Source organism: Kitasatospora sp. NPDC086801, from assembly GCF_044745805.1.
Lineage (GTDB): Bacteria > Actinomycetota > Actinomycetes > Streptomycetales > Streptomycetaceae > Kitasatospora.
The window spans coordinates 97,723-112,753 of sequence record NZ_JBIVAX010000026.1; the positions used below are offsets into that span (position 1 = coordinate 97,723).

A 15,031-nucleotide genomic window follows, 5' to 3' on the forward strand; every position below is an offset into this window, starting at 1 on the left:
TCCCCGCACACGACAGCCGAGGGCGTGGCACCGGGTACCCGGTGCCACGCCCTCCGGCGTCTGCTCGACGGACAGGACCTACTCGGCGAAGGCCGCGAGGTGCTGGGTGAACCCGCCCTGGACGGGCGGCAGCGGGCGCGGCTCGACGTCCAGCGGCGGCCGCGGCTCCTCCATCGGCAGCAGCCGCAGCTCCGGCTGGTCGGAGCCGGGGGCGGACAGCAGCCGCACCCGCGTGCCGACCGGGACGGTGCTGCGCAGCCCGTCGACGATGCACCAGACGTCGAAGCCCTCGGCCATCCGGATCAGGGACTTCTGGCGGACCAGCGGCGTCCGGGCCTGCTCGACCTCGCAGCGCCGGACCACGCCGGTGCCCTCGCTGGGCTCCAGCCGCAGCTCGGTGGAGCCGCAGGTGGGGCAGAGCAACCGCTGGAAGGTCGGGTTGCAGCACCACGTGCAGCGCTGGAAGTACAGCGTGGTGTTCCGGGTGTCGGCGTCGATGGCTGAGTGGACCACGCTGTCATCTCCCTGCGCTCGGACCGGCTTGTTCGGCAGAAGTTCGGCAGAAAAAAGGATAGGGAACTCAGTGCCGCCATGTGAAGGCACTGAGTTCCCTTTTTGCCGCGCGCATGCATAATGAAGGGTACTGAGTACCGTCGTGAAACAGGAGTGGCGATCATGAGCCAGGACTTCGATCTCTTCCGTATCTCCGAGGAGCACGGGATGCTCCGTGAGGCGGTGCGTTCGCTGGCCGAGGCGAAGATCGCTCCGTTCGCGGCGGAGGTGGATGAGCTGGGGCGGTTCCCGCAGGAGGCGTTGGACGCGTTGCGGGGGAGTGATCTGCACGCGGTGCACGTGCCGGAGGAGTTCGGTGGTGCGGGGGCGGATGCGCTGGCGACGGTGATCGTGATCGAGGAGGTGGCGCGGGTGTGTGCGTCGTCCTCGTTGATTCCGGCGGTGAACAAGCTGGGGTCGTTGCCGGTGCAGTTGTCGGGTTCGGAGGAGTTGAAGGCGAAGTACCTGGGGGCGTTGGCGCGGGGTGAGGGGATGTTCTCGTACTGCCTGTCGGAGCCGGAGGCGGGTTCGGACGCGGCGGGGATGCGGACGCGGGCGGTGCGGGACGGGGACTTCTGGGTGCTGAACGGGGTGAAGCGCTGGATCACGAACGCGGGTGTGTCGGAGTTCTACACGGTGATGGCGGTGACGGATCCGGGTCTGCGGTCGAAGGGGATCTCGGCGTTCGTGGTGGAGAGGGGCGACGAGGGGGTGTCGTTCGGTGCGCCGGAGAAGAAGTTGGGGATCAAGGGGTCGCCGACGCGTGAGGTGTACTTCGACAATGTGCGGATTCCGGCGGATCGGATGATCGGTGCGGAGGGGACGGGTTTCGCGACGGCGATGCGGACGCTGGACCACACGCGGGTGACGATCGCGGCGCAGGCGGTGGGGATCGCGCAGGGGGCGCTGGACTACGCGAAGGGGTATGTGCGGGAGCGGCGGCAGTTCGGGAAGGCGATCGCGGAGTTCCAGGGTGTGCAGTTCATGCTGGCGGACATGGCGATGAAGCTGGAGGCGGCGCGGCAGCTGACGTATGCGGCGGCGGCGAAGTCGCAGCGTGGGGACGGGGATCTGACGTTCTTCGGGGCGGCGGCGAAGTGCTACGCGTCGGATGCGGCGATGGAGATCACGACGGACGCGGTGCAGTTGCTGGGTGGGTACGGGTACACGCGGGACTATCCGGTGGAGCGGATGATGCGGGACGCGAAGATCACCCAGATCTACGAGGGGACCAACCAGGTCCAGCGCATCGTCATGGCCCGCAACCTGCCGTAACCGCGCCTCCGAGGTGCACCGACGGCCGGGCCGAGCTCCGGTCCGGCCGTTCGGGGCCGATGCTATGTTCCGGGAATGAGCGAGAAGGAAGAGCAGGACCTGCCCATGAACGACGGGCCCGCCAAGCCGGCGATGCGCGAGGCGCTCGTCGCCGCGGCCTTCGAGCTCTTCCTGGAACGCGGCTTCGAGCAGACCACCATCGACGACATCGTCTCGCTCGCCGGGGTCGGCCGGCGCTCCTTCTTCCGCTACTTCCCGGCCAAGGAGGACGTGGTCTTCCCGGACCACGAGCGCAGCCTCGCCGAGATGACGGAGTTCCTGGAGTCCGGCACCGGCGAGGAGGACCCGGTCAAGCACGCCTGCGACGCGGCCCGGCTCGTCCTGCGGATGTATGCCGAGCAGCCCTCCTTCTCCGTCCAGCGCTACCGCCTCACCCGCAAGGTCCCCGGCCTGCGGGCGTACGAGCTCTCGGTGGTCTGGCGCTACGAGCACACGCTCGCCGCCTACCTGCGCGGCCGCTTCGCCGACCGCCCGGACGGCCCGCTGCGCGCCGACGTGACCGCCGCCGCCGTGGTCGCCGCGCACAACCACGCCCTGCGCACCTGGCTGCGCTCGGGCGGCGAGAGCGACTGGGTGGCCGAGGTCGACGCGGCGATGGCCTTCGTCACCGGCACCTGGAACGACCGCCCGGACGGCGAGCACGGCGCGGGCGGGGAGTCCAAGGAGTCCGAGGCGGACGACGTGGTGGTGCTGGTCGCCAGCCGCCGGGCGCCGCTGTGGCGGATGGTCCAGGGCATCGAGAGCGCGCTCGGTGACGCCGACCGGGTCTGACCATCGGGTCTGACCGCTGGCTTTGACCACCGGCTTTGACCACCGGCTTTGACCACCGGCTTTGACCACCGGCTTTGACCACGGGCTCCGACCTTCGGTGACGCCCACCCGCTCCGATCGTCGCTCTCACCGGATCACCGCTCCCACCCGATTACTGCTCTCACCCGAACGGCGCAACTCCGGCAGCCCGGCGCCCGGTTGACGGTCCGCACGCCGTGCGGGCCGCCCGGCCCCGGGCGAGACTCGGTCGCAGGACGGGGGCCGCGCGCCCCGGGAGCGCGAAGGAGCGGCGATGCCGGGGACGCCCCAGCAGCAGAACGGTGGCCCCACCCTGCGCCAGGTGCTGCTCGGCAAGGGCTACCTCGGCCTGCTGCTGGTCGCCGCCCTGATCGGCGTCCCGGTCTCGCTGGTCGCCTTCGGCTTCGTCAGCCTGGAGCACGGACTCCAGCGCTGGGTCTGGGAGAGCCTGCCGGACGCCGCCGGCTTCGACCGCGCCCCCTGGTGGTGGCCGCTGCCCGCGCTGCTGCTGGCCGGACTGCTGCTCGCCCCCGTGGTCACCCGGTGGCCCGGGCGCGGCGGCCACGTCCCGGTGGACGGGCTGGGCGGCCCGCCCACCCCGCCGGGCGCCGTCCCGGGCGTGGTGCTGGCCGCGCTCGCCTGCCTGCCGCTCGGCGCGGTGCTCGGCCCGGAGGCGCCGCTGATGGCGATCGGCGGCGGCCTCGCGCTGCTCGCCGTCCGTTCCGCCAAGCGGGCCGAACACCCGCAGCTGGTACCGGTGTTGGGTACGGCGGGCGCGGCGGCGGCGATCTCCACCATCTTCGGCAACCCGCTGGTGGCGGGCGTGATGATGATCGAGGCGGCCGGGCTGGGCGGCCCGCGGCTGATCGCGCTGATCCTGCCCTGCCTGCTGGCCAGCGGGGTCGGCGCACTGGTCTTCACCGGCTTCGGCCACTGGACCGGGCTGTCGATCGGCGCGCTCTCGCTGCCGCACGTGCCCGAGAGCGGTGTCCCGGACCCGGGCGACTTCCTGTGGGGCGTCCCGCTGGCGGTGGTGATCGCCGTGGTCTGCGTGGCCGGGCAGGCCCTCGGCCAGCGGGTCAAGGCCTTCATCACGGGCGATCCGGACGGCCCCCGGCCGGTGCCGACCGCCCGTCAGACCGCCGTCCGGACGGTGCTGTGCGCGGTCGCCGTCGGCGCCTGCCTCGCGGCGTACGCCCTGCTCACCGGCCGCTCACCGGAGGAGGCCGCGCTCTCCGGGCAGGCCACCCTGGGCGCGCTGGCGGCCGACCCGGCGGCCTGGCCGATCGGCGCGCTGCTCGCCCTGGTGCTGTGCAAGACGGTCGGCTGGGGGATCGCCCTGGGCAGCCTGCGCGGCGGCCCGATCTTCCCGGCGATCCTGATCGGCGCCGCGCTCGGGGCGGCTTGCGCGCCGCTGCCCGGCCTCGGCACCGCGCCCGCGCTGGCCGCCGGACTGGCCGCCTCCGGCGCGGCCGTCACCCGGCTGCCGGTCACCAGCACGGTGCTGGCGGCGGCGCTGCTGGGCGGTCAGGCCGCCAACGCGATGCCGCTGCTGATCATCGCCGCGGTGACGGCCTTCGTCACCGGTGAGCTGATCCGGGGGCGGACGAGGCGCGTCCCCGTACCGTCCGGCCGGGGCGGTTCGGCGCCGGTCAGCTGACCGGTCCTCCAGGTCCTCCAGGTCCTCCCAGCCCCCGCACCCCACCCGCCCCCGTCAGGCGACCGACCCCCAGCGGAGCGTCCGCCCGGGCCCGTCGCCGTCCTCAGCCCGCGCTGCGGGCCTGGCGGCTCTGGGCGAGCAGCCAGGCGTAGACCTCGGGGTCGTCGTACGTCCGCGTCCAGGAGTCGTGGCCGACCCCCGGGTAGCGGGTGAACCGCACCGGACCGCCCACCTCCCGCAGCGCCTCGACCATCCGCTCGGTGTGCGCGACCGGGATGACGTCGTCCTCCCCGCCGTGGAAGGCCCACACCGGGAGGGCGGCGAGGCGCGGCGCCGCCTCCGTCAGTCCGGACCCGCAGATCGGCACGGCGGCGGCGAACCGGCGCGGGTACCGGGCGGCGAGCGCCCACGCGCCGGTGCCGCCCATGCTCAGCCCGGTCACGTACCGCCGGTCCGGGTCGATCCAGTACGTCCGCGCCACGTCCTCGACCAGGGCCGCCAACGTGCTCACCTCCGCGACCCACGAGCTGTGCGCCGGGCACTGCGGCGCCACCACCACGAACGGCAGCTTCGCCCCGGTGGCGATCTGCCGCACCGGCCCGTGCACGGCGAGCGCGTCCAGGTCCTCGCCGCGCTCCATGGCGCCGTGCAGGAACAGCAGCAGCGGCCACGGTCCGGGGCCCTCGTCGTACCCGTCCGGCAACGACAGGGCGTACCCCAGGTCGTTGCCGTCCTCGTCGACGGCGAACCGGTGGTGCTGAACAGGTGCGGACATCGGTCTCCTCCAAAAACGCCAGGGGTTCCACGGGGCGGACCCACCCTCACCACCCTTGCCCAGCAGGCTCTCCGAATGATGACGCCGCCGTCACGGTTGACGTCGCAATCACGCCGGACCGGACGCGGAAGGGCTGGTGGACTCGGACTGGCTGGTGCTGGTGGCCCGGGTCGTGCTCGGCGTGGTCATCGGCGCCTTCTGGTCGATCGGCGTCGGCCTCGCCCCGCGGCTGGTGCCCGAGCCCCGGCAGGCCAGGGCCAACGCGGTGGTCTTCTCGGCCGTCCCGCTCGGCTCCGTCCTCGGCGTGCCCGCCGGGGTCCTCCTCGGCCACCTCGCCGGCTGGCGGACCGCCTTCGCGGCCATGGCCGCGCTGACGCTGGTCGTGCTCGTCGCGCTCGCCGTGTCCCTGCCCCCGTTGCCGCCGCAGACCACCACCCGCCTCAGCGTGCTGCGCGACCTGCTCCGCACCCGGGGCGTGCGCACCGGGCTCGTCGTGACGTTCCTCGTCGTGACGGCCCACTTCGGCACCTACACCTACGTCACGCCGTTCCTTCAGGACGTCACCTACGCCGGCCCGAACCTCGTCACCGCGCTCCTGCTGGGGTACGGCCTGGCCGGCCTCGTCGGGAACTTCGTCGCCGGCACCTGGGCGGCGCGGGCGCTGCGCCCCGCGTTCGTCACGGCCGTGGGCCTGCTCGCCGCCTCGACCGTGCTGCTCCCCGTCGTCGGCACGACCGTGCCGGGCGCCGCCGTGCTCCTGGTCCTGTGGGGTCTCGCGTACGGCGCCGTCCCGGTCTGCTCCCAGGCCTGGTTCCGCACCGCGGCGCCCCACGCGCCGGAGGCGGCGTCCGTCGTCTTCACCTCCTCCTTCCAGGCCACCATCGCGCTGGGGGCGCTGGTCGGGGGAGCCGTGGTCGACACCGCCTCGACCCCCACGGTGATGCTCCTGGGCGGGCTCACCGGGGTCCTCGCGGCGGTGGCGGCCCGCCTCGGCGCCGGTTCGGCGAACTGACTGCCAGCCACCTTGCCCGCTGCCGCGCCCGGGAGCGCGTTCGACGGGCCCGAGGCAGGGCGGCGTGGCGACGCCGAACTCCCGGCGGAGCGCGGAGACGGCGGCGAGGTAGCCGCTCATGCCGTGGACGCCCGGACCGGGCGGGGTGGCCGCGGAGCACAGGTAGACGCCGGGGAGCGGGGTCGCGTACGGGTTCCACTGGAGGGTCGGGCGCATGAGCAACTCCACGTGCAGGCCGGCGCGGGCGAAGGTGACGGCCGCCGCGGGGCCGTTCGGCCCGCTGCCCACGATCGCGATGTCCCTGTTCCACTTCACGGCCAGTCCTTCAGGGCCAGTCCGCCCCGCGAGAGCAGGAGTTCCATGTTGCGTTCGACGGCATTGCTCGTCGGAAAGGCGGTGGCGAGCACGATCGGCTTGTCGGTGATCTGCAATGCCATGGTGGCGGGGGTGTTGCAGCGTCCCGCGGCGAGCCGCATGGCGAAATCGAGCGTCGCGGGGAAGACGGCGAGGACGTCGGCAGCTTGTCGTCCGGCAGGTTCTCGAAGAAGTTGACCAATTGCATTGTAGGCGGACATTCCGCGAATTCTGCGCAATGCCCCTTTTGTTGTGGAGTTCCAGGGTGTTCCTGTATTTGATCACCGGTATTCGCAGGTCAGGCCTTGATCGAAATCGGAGTGGCGGCGGATTCCGTCAAACAGTCCGTACGGCCTCAAATCGCCTCATTTGGCTTGGCGGCCTCCGGAGTGGCCGGCGGGTGCATATGGGTCGGGTTCGCGGGCTCGGGTCGTCTTGCTATGATCGGCCCAATGTTCAGAAAAGTGTGAAGATGGAAATTTTGATCATTCGAGAGAAGACGGCTCGTCGATTGAAAAAGGAAACCGGCAAGACGGCGGGCGCACCGCTGCTGCAACTCGTCGACGTCACACACGTGTACGGTGACAGCACCGTGCTCGACCGGGTCTCCCTCCGCATTCACCGCGGTGAGTGCGTTTCCCTGGTCGGGGAGAACGGATCCGGCAAGAGCACGCTGCTCCGCGTGGCGGCAGGCCGGGAGAGACCCTCCGGAGGATCGGTCGTCTTCGACGGGGGCGAGATTCGCGAGGATTCCCCGGACGTGCGCAAGCGGGTGGCGTCGGTGATGGACCCCGGCGCGTTCTATCCGGACCTCACCGTGCGGGAACACCTGCGGCTCGTGGCGCTGTCGCACGGCATGGGCGCCGGCGCCGACGCCGCGGTCGACCGGGTGCTGGAGTCGCACCGCCTCACGGCGCAGTCCGAACAGTTCCCCTCGGCCCTGTCCTCCGGGCAGACCCAGGCGCTGCTCCTCGCCGCCGCCTTCATCCGGCCGCACGACCTCCTCATCCTCGACGAGCCCGAACAACGGCTCGACTCCCAGGCCCGGACCGCCCTCGCCCACCTGATCGCCGAGCACCGCGACCGCGGGGTGGCCGTCCTCATGGCCACCCACCACCGGGCCCTGAACGAGGTCGCGGACCAGATCGTCGAAATCGGCTCGCGTTCGGCGCACTCGGGCCCGTCCGGGGCGGTGCAGGGGGAGGAACGAACGGTTTGAGCGACAGCGTGGCATCCGTGACCGAGACGAGGGAGCGGGTGGCCGAGGGGTCGGGGGACTGCACCACGGACACCCTGCTGTTCCTGCGCGAAGCCCGGAGCGGCACGCGCCGGGAGAAGCGCAGAAGCGCGTGGTTCATCGCCTACACGGTCCTCCTGGTGGGCGGATGCTGGGGCGTCCCCGCCCTGCTCCAGTGGACGAGTTCGACCCGGGCGGCGGACCAGCCGCCCGTGCAGATCGGAGAACAGGCGTCCGCGACGCTCCTGGCGCTGATCCCGGCGGTGCTGGTCCTCGCCCTGCTGCTCACCGCCCGGGGGGCGATGTGGCGGGGGCCGGTCCTGCTGGACCGGGCCACGACGAGCTTCCTGCTGCCCTCGGCCGTCGACCGGCGGGCCCTGCTCGCACCGAGGCTGCGGTCCTCGGTGGCGCTGGCCTCCGTGGTGAGCGGCGTCGCCGGCGCGGTCGCGGGCTTCCTGTTGCAGGACCTGGCCCCGCAGTCGTGGCTCCTGCTGACCCTGGCGGGCTCCTGGACGGGCATCTCGATCGCGCTCACCACGAGTGCGGTCGGCGTCCTGATCGAGCGGCACGACCAGTGGATGTCCCGGTACGGCCGCAGGGTCTTCGCCGCCGGGTGGCTCCTCGCCGTGATCGCCGCCGCCGGCGTGTGGACGGCACGGACGCAAGGGCGGACCGGCTGGCTGCAGGACCTCCTGCTCTGGTCGGGCCCGTGGGGGTGGGCGTCACAACCGCTCCTGTGGGCGCTCGGCCTCGTGGGTACGGCGGGCGCCGTCGGCACGGTGCTGTCGGTCGGCGCCCCGGTGCTCGCCCTCGCCCTCGCCTGGCGGGAACTGCCCGGGATCCCGCAGGCCGCCCTCAGGCTGCGCACGACGGTGGCCGCCCAGATCAGCACCTCCGTCCTCATGCTCGACCTCCGCCAAGCCCGCTCCGGAGTACCGCGGCTGAAGGAGCGGCGCAGCACCCCCCGGCTCCGCCTCCCCATGCCACGGCACCGGCTGCTGATGGTGCCGTGGCGCGACGTCACCTGCCTGCTGCGCAACCCCCGCCGCCTGGGGTGGGCCGTCGTCTGGAGCGGGCTCGCCGTCGGACTGGCCGCGGCGGCGCCCTCCTTCACCTCGACCGCACAGCAGATCGTCGTCGTGCTGTCGATGGCCGCCGAATACCTGGCGGCCGCTCAACTCGCCGAGCCGGCACGGTTGGAGAGCGATGACCTGCGGCGCTCCACCAACCTGCCCTGGACGTTCAAGTCGCTGGCCGTACAGCACTCGGTGGTGGCCGGCGGCCTCCTCCTCGCGCTCACCGGAGCCGGCGCACTGGCGTGCGCGCTCGGCGGCCGGGAGACGGCAGGACTCCTGCCACTCCTCGCCTCCGCGCCCGCACTCACCGCGGCCGCGCTGGTCAGCTCCTACCGGGGAGTCGTGCCCCTGCACCTGACGATCGGCGTCAACACCCCCATGGGCAACACCGGCCCCGGGCAGGTGGCCGTCTGGTACCTACGCGGCCCACTGGCGGTCGGCACCCTCCTGTTCCCGCTCGCCCACTCCGCAGCCCAGGGCCACCCGTACGGCGCGACACAACTCGCCTGGACCCTGGCCGTCGCCGCAGCCGCCCTCTGGTGGGCCCGGCACACCGCCCACCGCCTCCACACCAGGTAGCCCCAGCCGCCGTGTCCGCGCGGTGGCGGACGGCCCGGAACCGGATCCACCTGCCGGGCTGTCGGTCGCGCGGTCGGTCGCGCGGTCGGTCACACGCGGCCTGGAAAGCAAAAGACCCCTGTCAACAGGGGTCTCAGCTGGTGTCCGAGGACCGGCTTGAGCCTTACCTCCATGCCGGCACTGCGCGGGGAACTGCCTCTGGCGTACTAACAGGCCTGGTACTTGCCTGTCTCCCGATCGCGGTAGATCGTGCCCGACTTGCGCAGCTGCTCCAGGTCCCGTCGCACGGTGCGCGGGTCGGGCTCGACCACATAGCTTGCGCGGGCGCGCACCCAGTCCCAGGCGCCGCCGCCCTGCCGCATCGCCTGAAGGAGCTGGTCGCGTCTCTCGATGGCCGAGGTGGGTGCGCCGGGGGTGTTCTCGTTCATGGGCCTCATTCTCGCCCGAGACCGGCACACCGCCCAACTAAGGCGCCGATCTCACGAGGGCTTCGGCCTCAACTCGGCCTATGGCATGAAAAAGCGGACCGTGACTGTTGAGTCACGACCCGCAGATTTCCTCTACGTACCGAAGTGTCCGAGGGGGGACTTGAACCCCCACGCCCGATAAAGGGCACTAGCACCTCAAGCTAGCGCGTCTGCCATTCCGCCACCCGGACCGGGTGTTGTCTTTGCGGCTTTCGATCTCTCGTCGGCCGCGCTGACAGATGTAACTGTAGCAAAGATCGGCTTGGGGTCCCAAAACGGTTCGGGACCGGGATCGGGGGGTGGTGGCGGGGGCAAGGGGGCGTGTGTGGCGGGGGCGTGACCAGGGGGTTTCGGGGGTGCGCGGGGGGTGGATCCGGGTCGGGGGCTGGGGGAGGATGGACGGACGTGCTCGTACGGCCCGGGTGCAGGTCCTGGGGGTGGCGCGCTGGTGCGTCGGTGCGGGCCAGAGACGAGGAGTGACCGTGAGCGAGCGGAGCGAGTCGGCGGGGCCGAGGGTGACGGCTGAGTCGGAGGTCGCCGGGATCTGTCGCGATCTGATCCGGATCGACACCAGCAACTACGGGGACGGCTCCGGCCCGGGGGAGCGCAAGGCGGCGGAGTACGTCGCCGAGCAGCTCGCCGAGTTCGGGGTGGAGCCGCAGATCTTCGAGTCGGCCAAGGGGCGGGCCTCGACGGTGGTGCGGATCGAGGGCGAGGACCGTTCCCGCCCGGGCCTGCTGATCCACGGCCACACCGACGTGGTGCCGGCCAACGCCGCGGACTGGACGTACGACCCGTTCGGGGGCGAGATCGCGGACGGCTGCGTGTGGGGGCGCGGCGCGGTCGACATGAAGGACATGGACGCGATGACCCTCGCGGTGGTCCGCGACCGGCTGCGCACCGGCCGCAAGCCCCCGCGGGACTTGGTGCTGGCGTTCGTCGCGGACGAGGAGGCCGGCGGTACGTACGGGGCGCGGTTCCTGGTGGACAAGCACCCGGAGCTGTTCGAGGGCGTGACCGAGGGCATCGGCGAGGTCGGTGGCTTCTCCTTCACGGTCAACGACCAGGTGCGGCTGTACCTGGTGGAGACGGCCGAGAAGGGCATGCACTGGATGCGCCTGACGGTCGAGGGCCGCGCCGGGCACGGCTCGATGGAGAACGACGACAACGCGATCACCGAGCTGTGCGAGGCGGTCGCCCGGCTCGGCCGGCACAAGTTCCCGCTGCGGATCACCAAGACCGTCCGGGCGTTCCTGGACGAGCTGTCGGACGCGCTCGGGGTCGAGCTCGACCCGGAGAACATGGACGAGACCCTGCGGGTGCTCGGCGGCATCGCCAAGATGATCGGCACCACGCTGCGCAACACCGCCCAGCCGACCATGCTCGGCGCCGGGTACAAGGTGAACGTGATCCCCGGCCAGGCCACCGCGCACGTGGACGGGCGCTTCCTGCCCGGCTACGAGGAGGAGTTCCTGGCGGAGCTGGACAGCGTGCTGGGCCCGCGCGTGAAGCGGGAGAGCCTGCACTCGGACAAGGCGATCGAGACCAGCTTCGACGGCGCGCTGGTGGAGGCGATGCAGACGGCGCTGCGGGCGGAGGACCCGATCGCCCGCGCGGTGCCCTACTGCCTGTCGGGCGGGACGGACGCCAAGTCCTTCCAGGACCTCGGGATCCGCTGCTTCGGCTTCGCGCCGCTGCAACTGCCGCCGGAGCTGGACTTCGCCGGGATGTTCCACGGCGTGGACGAGCGGGTGCCGGTGGACGGGCTGAAGTTCGGCGTCCGGGTGCTGGACCGCTTCCTCGACGCCTGCTGAGCACGCCTGCTGAGCACGCCTGCTGAGCACGCCTGCCGAGCACCGTGGGTGGACGGCCCGTTCCCGGAGTGCCGGGGGCGGGCCGTCCGCATTGTCCGAGCTAATGATTTGGGACAGGGCGAAGGAGATCAACAGAAACGATCCTGCAAGGAAATGCTGATCGAGCAGGTGTGCGAGATCTCACCGTTGCGAGTGAATGGCAAATCTGTTCCGTACCCCGTTTGCCACACCCTCGTTCATCCCTGTGCAACCCGCCGAACGGGTTGCGTTGTCCATACAGGAGGAATGATGAAGGTCAAGAAGATCGCCGCCGTTGCCGCCGCCACCGGTGGCCTGGTGATCGCCGCCGCCGGTGTCGCGTCCGCTCACGGCGGCGCCGCCGCCGAGGGTGTGGCCGCCGGCTCCCCGGGTGTCGTCGCCGGCAACCAGGTGCAGATCCCGGTGCACGTCCCGGTCAACCTGTGCGGCAACACCGTCAGCGTGATCGGCGTGCTGAACCCGGCGTTCGGCAACCACTGCGCCAACTTCTGAGTCCTGCTCCGAGCCGCTGAGGCTCGTTGAGCCGACTCGCTCGGCCCCCGGGCGGCGGACGCGCCGCCCGGGGGCCGCTTGCATGCGGAGTGTAGGGGTGTGGGGTGCGGAGGGGCGATTGGAGGGTGATCGCTCGATCGGGTGAAGCCGGCTCGTTCGGCTCAACCTCCCCGCTGTCCTCTCGTTAACTCCTGTGCAGTCGAAGACCTTGCCGGATATCCGATATGCGGAAATTCCGACTTTCGGAAGGTAGTCACGTCAAGGTCGTCACGTCGTTCTCGATACGTCAGGGGATAAAGATGAGGAATGTAGCCAAGAAGGGGATCCTCACGGCCGTGGCCACCGGCAGTGTCCTGGCCTCGACCGCCGGCTACGCCTACGCGGGTGCCGAGGCCCAGGGAGGCGCCGCCGGCTCGCCGGGCGTCGCCTCCGGGAACTCGGTGCAGGTACCGGTCGAGGTGCCGATCAACGCCTGCGGCAACACCGTCGACGTGATCGGCGTGCTGAACCCGTCCTACGGCAACCACTGTGCCAACGTCAGCGGCCACCCCGAGGCCGGGAAGCCGGGCGGCTCCCACGTAGGCTCCGGCTCCCACACCGGCTCCGGCCGGGGCTCCTCGGTCTCGGGTTCGTCCGCCTCCGGCGCCGCCGCCCACTCGGCCGGCGTGGTCTCCGGCAACAGCGTCCAGGCCCCCGTGCACGTCCCGGTCAACGCCTGCGGCAATTCCGTCGACGTGGTCGGCGTCGGGAACCCCGCCTTCGGCAACGACTGCGCCAACATCGCGCAGCCCGCCCCGGCTCCGGCCCCGAAGCCGACCGACGACTGCCCCGAGAAGCACGGCCCGTCCGTCCCGCCGCAGGTCGGCGAGACCCCCCCCGGCAACCCGCGCGCCGGCGGTCCGTCCACCAGCATCCCCGAGGCCGGCGCGCACTCGGCCCCCGCCGCCGCGCCGGTCGCCGGCGGCCAGGCCGTCCCGGCCGCGGCCCGCACCGCCGCCCCGGTCGCCGCCGCCTCGCCGAGCGGAGCCGTCGGCGCCCAGCTGGCCTCCACCGGCGCCGGTGACGTCGAACTGCTCGGCGCGGCCGGCCTCGCCCTGCTGCTCGGCGGCGGCGTACTCTACCGCCGCGCCCGCGCCGGCGCCCGTTGAGCCGTCGGTAGGCCGGACCCCGCAGCGCCGCCGGAGCGTGACGCGCCAGCGGCCGCCTGGAGATACGGGCGGCCGCTGGCGCGTGAAAGCCCAGCGTGAAGGTCCAGCGTGAAGGCCTGGCGGGAAAGCCCAGCGTGAAGGCCTGACGTGAAATCCCCACCGCGACGGGCGCATTTCCGGCCCGGCCGTCCCCCGCCTGGGCCTTCCCCACCCAGGCGGCCTGTCAGCCCCGTCCGCCCCCGTCCGCAAGGGGCGGGCTCAGGCGTGCTCGCCCGTCACCAGCTCCGGACCTGCCGGATGATCCGCCGCCGCAGCCGGACCGTCCGGCTCCCGTCGGGGAACAGTCGCAGCCGGTCGAGCTCCCAGTGCCCGTACTCGGCGTGCTCGGTGAGCAGTTGGCGTGCCGCGTTGCGCGTGGTGCCGCGCGGCATGCGCAGCGACTGGTACTCGTACTCCGGTTGCCGGACCGGCTTCGGTGGGGTCAAAACGCTCCTCCTGAGGATCACCTGCACGCAAGCCTACGACCTGCCTCGGACAGTCGGCCCGGGTATTTCCGGACGTCCTCCCGGCCGCCCGTCCGACCCGGCGGAACGGTGCGAACCGGGCACCCTGCGACAGCCTGTCTGACAGTGCATCAGTTCCGTTGTGCCTCTGGACGGGATACCCCGATCCCGGCGCGCGAAGCGGCACCCGATCGGCCCCGCGCGGCCCGGCCGCACGCCCTCCGCGCCGGGCATGCGCGGGGACAGAACCACGCGGATCGGACATCAGGGGGGAAGTTGCGGTGAAATCGCGGGTGTAGGTGACAACCGCTGTGCGTACCGACACCGCGGGGAGATAGCGTCTGCACCATGTCTGATGCCGCGCAGCCCACCATTGCCGAGGTACGCGCCGCCGCCGAGGCGGTCAAGGCCGCCATCGACCGTCATCTGGAAGCGGTGTCAAGCCCCAGCGCAGCGGATGATCCCGCTGTGTCCGCCGCCTACGAGCAGCTCGCGACGGCGGCCATCGCCTACGACCAACTCCTCTACGAGGTCTACGACGAGGTCACCCCCTTCGAGATCCCCGGGGACGAGGGTCCGGGCGGCTACCACGGCCCCGAACAGCCCGAGGCGATCAGCGTGCTGATCCGCCGCGACTACCACGTCGCCGACCCCAAGCGGCTGCGCGCCCAGGCCGAGCGGCTCGACGAGTCGCTGACCCCCGGCGGGGGCGGCACCAGCGGGGTGAACGCCGCGATCGGGGTGCTGTTCGGCGAGTACGAGCCGGACGAGATCGCCGCCCGCAGCGAGGAGTTCGGTCTGGAGGAGGCGGACTCGACGCTCTGGGTCGCGGCGGCGGAGCCGACCGAGCCGGGGGAGTGGCTGCCGGAACCGTTCGAACACGCCGACCCGCAGATGCTGATCTGCCGGTTCGACGTGAGCGAGGTCTACGACGACGAGGACCCGGACGACTGAACCGTTCGCCGTGCCGACGCCCGAAGGGCGGGCCCCACCTGCCGGGGGCCCGCCCTTCGCGCGTTCCGAAAACCGCCCGGGGCGTGTCTGACGATTCCCGGCGGATCAGCGCCCGGCGTCGCGCGCCCGGCGGGAATTGTCAGACCCACCCCTAGTAGTGCTTGGTCAGGTGTACGCGCTGGTGGCGTGTCCTGCGGGGCTGTGCCGCGTTGATGGTGTGTGACACCTGGGGAGTTGGATAAGGT

15 protein-coding genes and 1 tRNA gene are annotated in these 15,031 nt (G+C 71.8%); 10 read left to right on the plus strand and 6 right to left on the minus strand.

Annotated elements, in window-relative coordinates; translation table 11 throughout:
- Positions 1–78: 78 nt before the first annotated feature.
- Positions 79–513, minus strand: coding sequence for a hypothetical protein (locus ACIPLC_RS24960; RefSeq protein ID WP_400475233.1), 435 nt, complete (start codon positions 511–513; stop codon positions 79–81).
- A 162-nt stretch (positions 514–675) separates the two neighbouring features.
- Here ACIPLC_RS24960 and ACIPLC_RS24965 point away from each other — a divergent pair, with 162 nt between their 5' ends.
- The 3 genes from ACIPLC_RS24965 (at position 676) to ACIPLC_RS24975 (ending at position 4,336) form a co-directional block, all read left to right on the plus strand.
- Complete coding sequence (locus tag ACIPLC_RS24965; protein ID WP_400475234.1) at positions 676–1,827, plus strand: acyl-CoA dehydrogenase family protein; 1,152 nt, start codon at positions 676–678, stop codon at positions 1,825–1,827.
- A gap of 132 nt (positions 1,828–1,959) precedes the next feature.
- Positions 1,960–2,658: a TetR family transcriptional regulator gene (locus ACIPLC_RS24970; RefSeq protein ID WP_400475247.1), complete on the plus strand. Its 699-nt coding sequence runs from the start codon at positions 1,960–1,962 to the stop codon at positions 2,656–2,658.
- A gap of 292 nt (positions 2,659–2,950) precedes the next feature.
- Entirely contained in the window at positions 2,951–4,336 is a 1,386-nt protein-coding gene (locus ACIPLC_RS24975) for a chloride channel protein (protein WP_400475235.1), read from the plus strand.
- A gap of 103 nt (positions 4,337–4,439) precedes the next feature.
- On the opposite strand, the gene ACIPLC_RS24980 is transcribed toward ACIPLC_RS24975, so the two are convergent.
- Positions 4,440–5,111: a prolyl oligopeptidase family serine peptidase gene (locus ACIPLC_RS24980; protein WP_400475236.1), complete on the minus strand. Its 672-nt coding sequence runs from the start codon at positions 5,109–5,111 to the stop codon at positions 4,440–4,442.
- A 136-nt stretch (positions 5,112–5,247) separates the two neighbouring features.
- On the opposite strand from ACIPLC_RS24980, the gene ACIPLC_RS24985 reads away from it, so the two are divergent.
- Entirely contained in the window at positions 5,248–6,123 is an 876-nt protein-coding gene (locus ACIPLC_RS24985) for an MFS transporter (protein WP_400475237.1), read from the plus strand.
- A gap of 311 nt (positions 6,124–6,434) precedes the next feature.
- On the opposite strand, the gene ACIPLC_RS24990 is transcribed toward ACIPLC_RS24985, so the two are convergent.
- Positions 6,435–6,698, minus strand: a complete 264-nt coding sequence (locus ACIPLC_RS24990) for a hypothetical protein (protein WP_400475238.1) — start codon at positions 6,696–6,698, stop codon at positions 6,435–6,437.
- 251 nt (positions 6,699–6,949) lie between these two features.
- On the opposite strand from ACIPLC_RS24990, the gene ACIPLC_RS24995 reads away from it, so the two are divergent.
- A complete protein-coding gene (locus ACIPLC_RS24995) occupies positions 6,950–7,696 on the plus strand; it encodes an ATP-binding cassette domain-containing protein (protein ID WP_400475248.1) in 747 nt (248 codons plus the stop codon).
- A 17-nt stretch (positions 7,697–7,713) separates the two neighbouring features.
- Entirely contained in the window at positions 7,714–9,369 is a 1,656-nt protein-coding gene (locus ACIPLC_RS25000) for a DUF6297 family protein (protein ID WP_400475239.1), read from the plus strand.
- Positions 9,370–9,575: 206 nt separating this feature from the next.
- On the opposite strand, the gene ACIPLC_RS25005 is transcribed toward ACIPLC_RS25000, so the two are convergent.
- Complete coding sequence (locus ACIPLC_RS25005; protein ID WP_400475240.1) at positions 9,576–9,797, minus strand: hypothetical protein; 222 nt, start codon at positions 9,795–9,797, stop codon at positions 9,576–9,578.
- 145 nt (positions 9,798–9,942) lie between these two features.
- A tRNA-Leu gene (locus ACIPLC_RS25010) sits at positions 9,943–10,027 on the minus strand.
- A gap of 291 nt (positions 10,028–10,318) precedes the next feature.
- Here ACIPLC_RS25010 and ACIPLC_RS25015 point away from each other — a divergent pair.
- The 3 genes from ACIPLC_RS25015 (at position 10,319) to ACIPLC_RS25025 (ending at position 13,329) form a co-directional block, all read left to right on the plus strand.
- Complete coding sequence (locus ACIPLC_RS25015; protein WP_400475241.1) at positions 10,319–11,650, plus strand: M20/M25/M40 family metallo-hydrolase; 1,332 nt, start codon at positions 10,319–10,321, stop codon at positions 11,648–11,650.
- Between the two features lie 288 nt (positions 11,651–11,938).
- Positions 11,939–12,181, plus strand: coding sequence for a chaplin (locus ACIPLC_RS25020; RefSeq protein ID WP_063346933.1), 243 nt, complete (start codon positions 11,939–11,941; stop codon positions 12,179–12,181).
- A gap of 299 nt (positions 12,182–12,480) precedes the next feature.
- Positions 12,481–13,329, plus strand: coding sequence for a chaplin (locus ACIPLC_RS25025; RefSeq protein ID WP_400475242.1), 849 nt, complete (start codon positions 12,481–12,483; stop codon positions 13,327–13,329).
- Between the two features lie 275 nt (positions 13,330–13,604).
- On the opposite strand, the gene ACIPLC_RS25030 is transcribed toward ACIPLC_RS25025, so the two are convergent.
- Entirely contained in the window at positions 13,605–13,814 is a 210-nt protein-coding gene (locus tag ACIPLC_RS25030) for a DUF5703 family protein (RefSeq protein ID WP_280681853.1), read from the minus strand.
- Between the two features lie 366 nt (positions 13,815–14,180).
- On the opposite strand from ACIPLC_RS25030, the gene ACIPLC_RS25035 reads away from it, so the two are divergent.
- The gene (locus ACIPLC_RS25035; RefSeq protein ID WP_280681851.1) at positions 14,181–14,786 is read left to right on the plus strand and encodes a hypothetical protein; all 606 of its coding nucleotides are present in this window, start codon (positions 14,181–14,183) and stop codon (positions 14,784–14,786) included.
- The last annotated feature ends 245 nt before the right edge of the window (positions 14,787–15,031 follow it).

Coding starts and splice junctions, on each gene's coding strand:
- ACIPLC_RS25025 (WP_400475242.1), top strand. CDS start 12,481: ATGAGGAATGTAGCCAAGAAGGGGATCCTCACGGCCGTGGCCACCGGC.
- ACIPLC_RS24980 (WP_400475236.1), bottom strand. CDS start 5,111: ATGTCCGCACCTGTTCAGCACCACCGGTTCGCCGTCGACGAGGACGGC.
- ACIPLC_RS24990 (WP_400475238.1), bottom strand. CDS start 6,698: ATGTCCGCCTACAATGCAATTGGTCAACTTCTTCGAGAACCTGCCGGA.
- ACIPLC_RS25005 (WP_400475240.1), bottom strand. CDS start 9,797: ATGAACGAGAACACCCCCGGCGCACCCACCTCGGCCATCGAGAGACGC.
- ACIPLC_RS25020 (WP_063346933.1), top strand. CDS start 11,939: ATGAAGGTCAAGAAGATCGCCGCCGTTGCCGCCGCCACCGGTGGCCTG.
- ACIPLC_RS24965 (WP_400475234.1), top strand. CDS start 676: ATGAGCCAGGACTTCGATCTCTTCCGTATCTCCGAGGAGCACGGGATG.
- ACIPLC_RS24970 (WP_400475247.1), top strand. CDS start 1,960: ATGCGCGAGGCGCTCGTCGCCGCGGCCTTCGAGCTCTTCCTGGAACGC.
- ACIPLC_RS24975 (WP_400475235.1), top strand. CDS start 2,951: ATGCCGGGGACGCCCCAGCAGCAGAACGGTGGCCCCACCCTGCGCCAG.
- ACIPLC_RS24995 (WP_400475248.1), top strand. CDS start 6,950: ATGGAAATTTTGATCATTCGAGAGAAGACGGCTCGTCGATTGAAAAAG.
- ACIPLC_RS25035 (WP_280681851.1), top strand. CDS start 14,181: ATGTCTGATGCCGCGCAGCCCACCATTGCCGAGGTACGCGCCGCCGCC.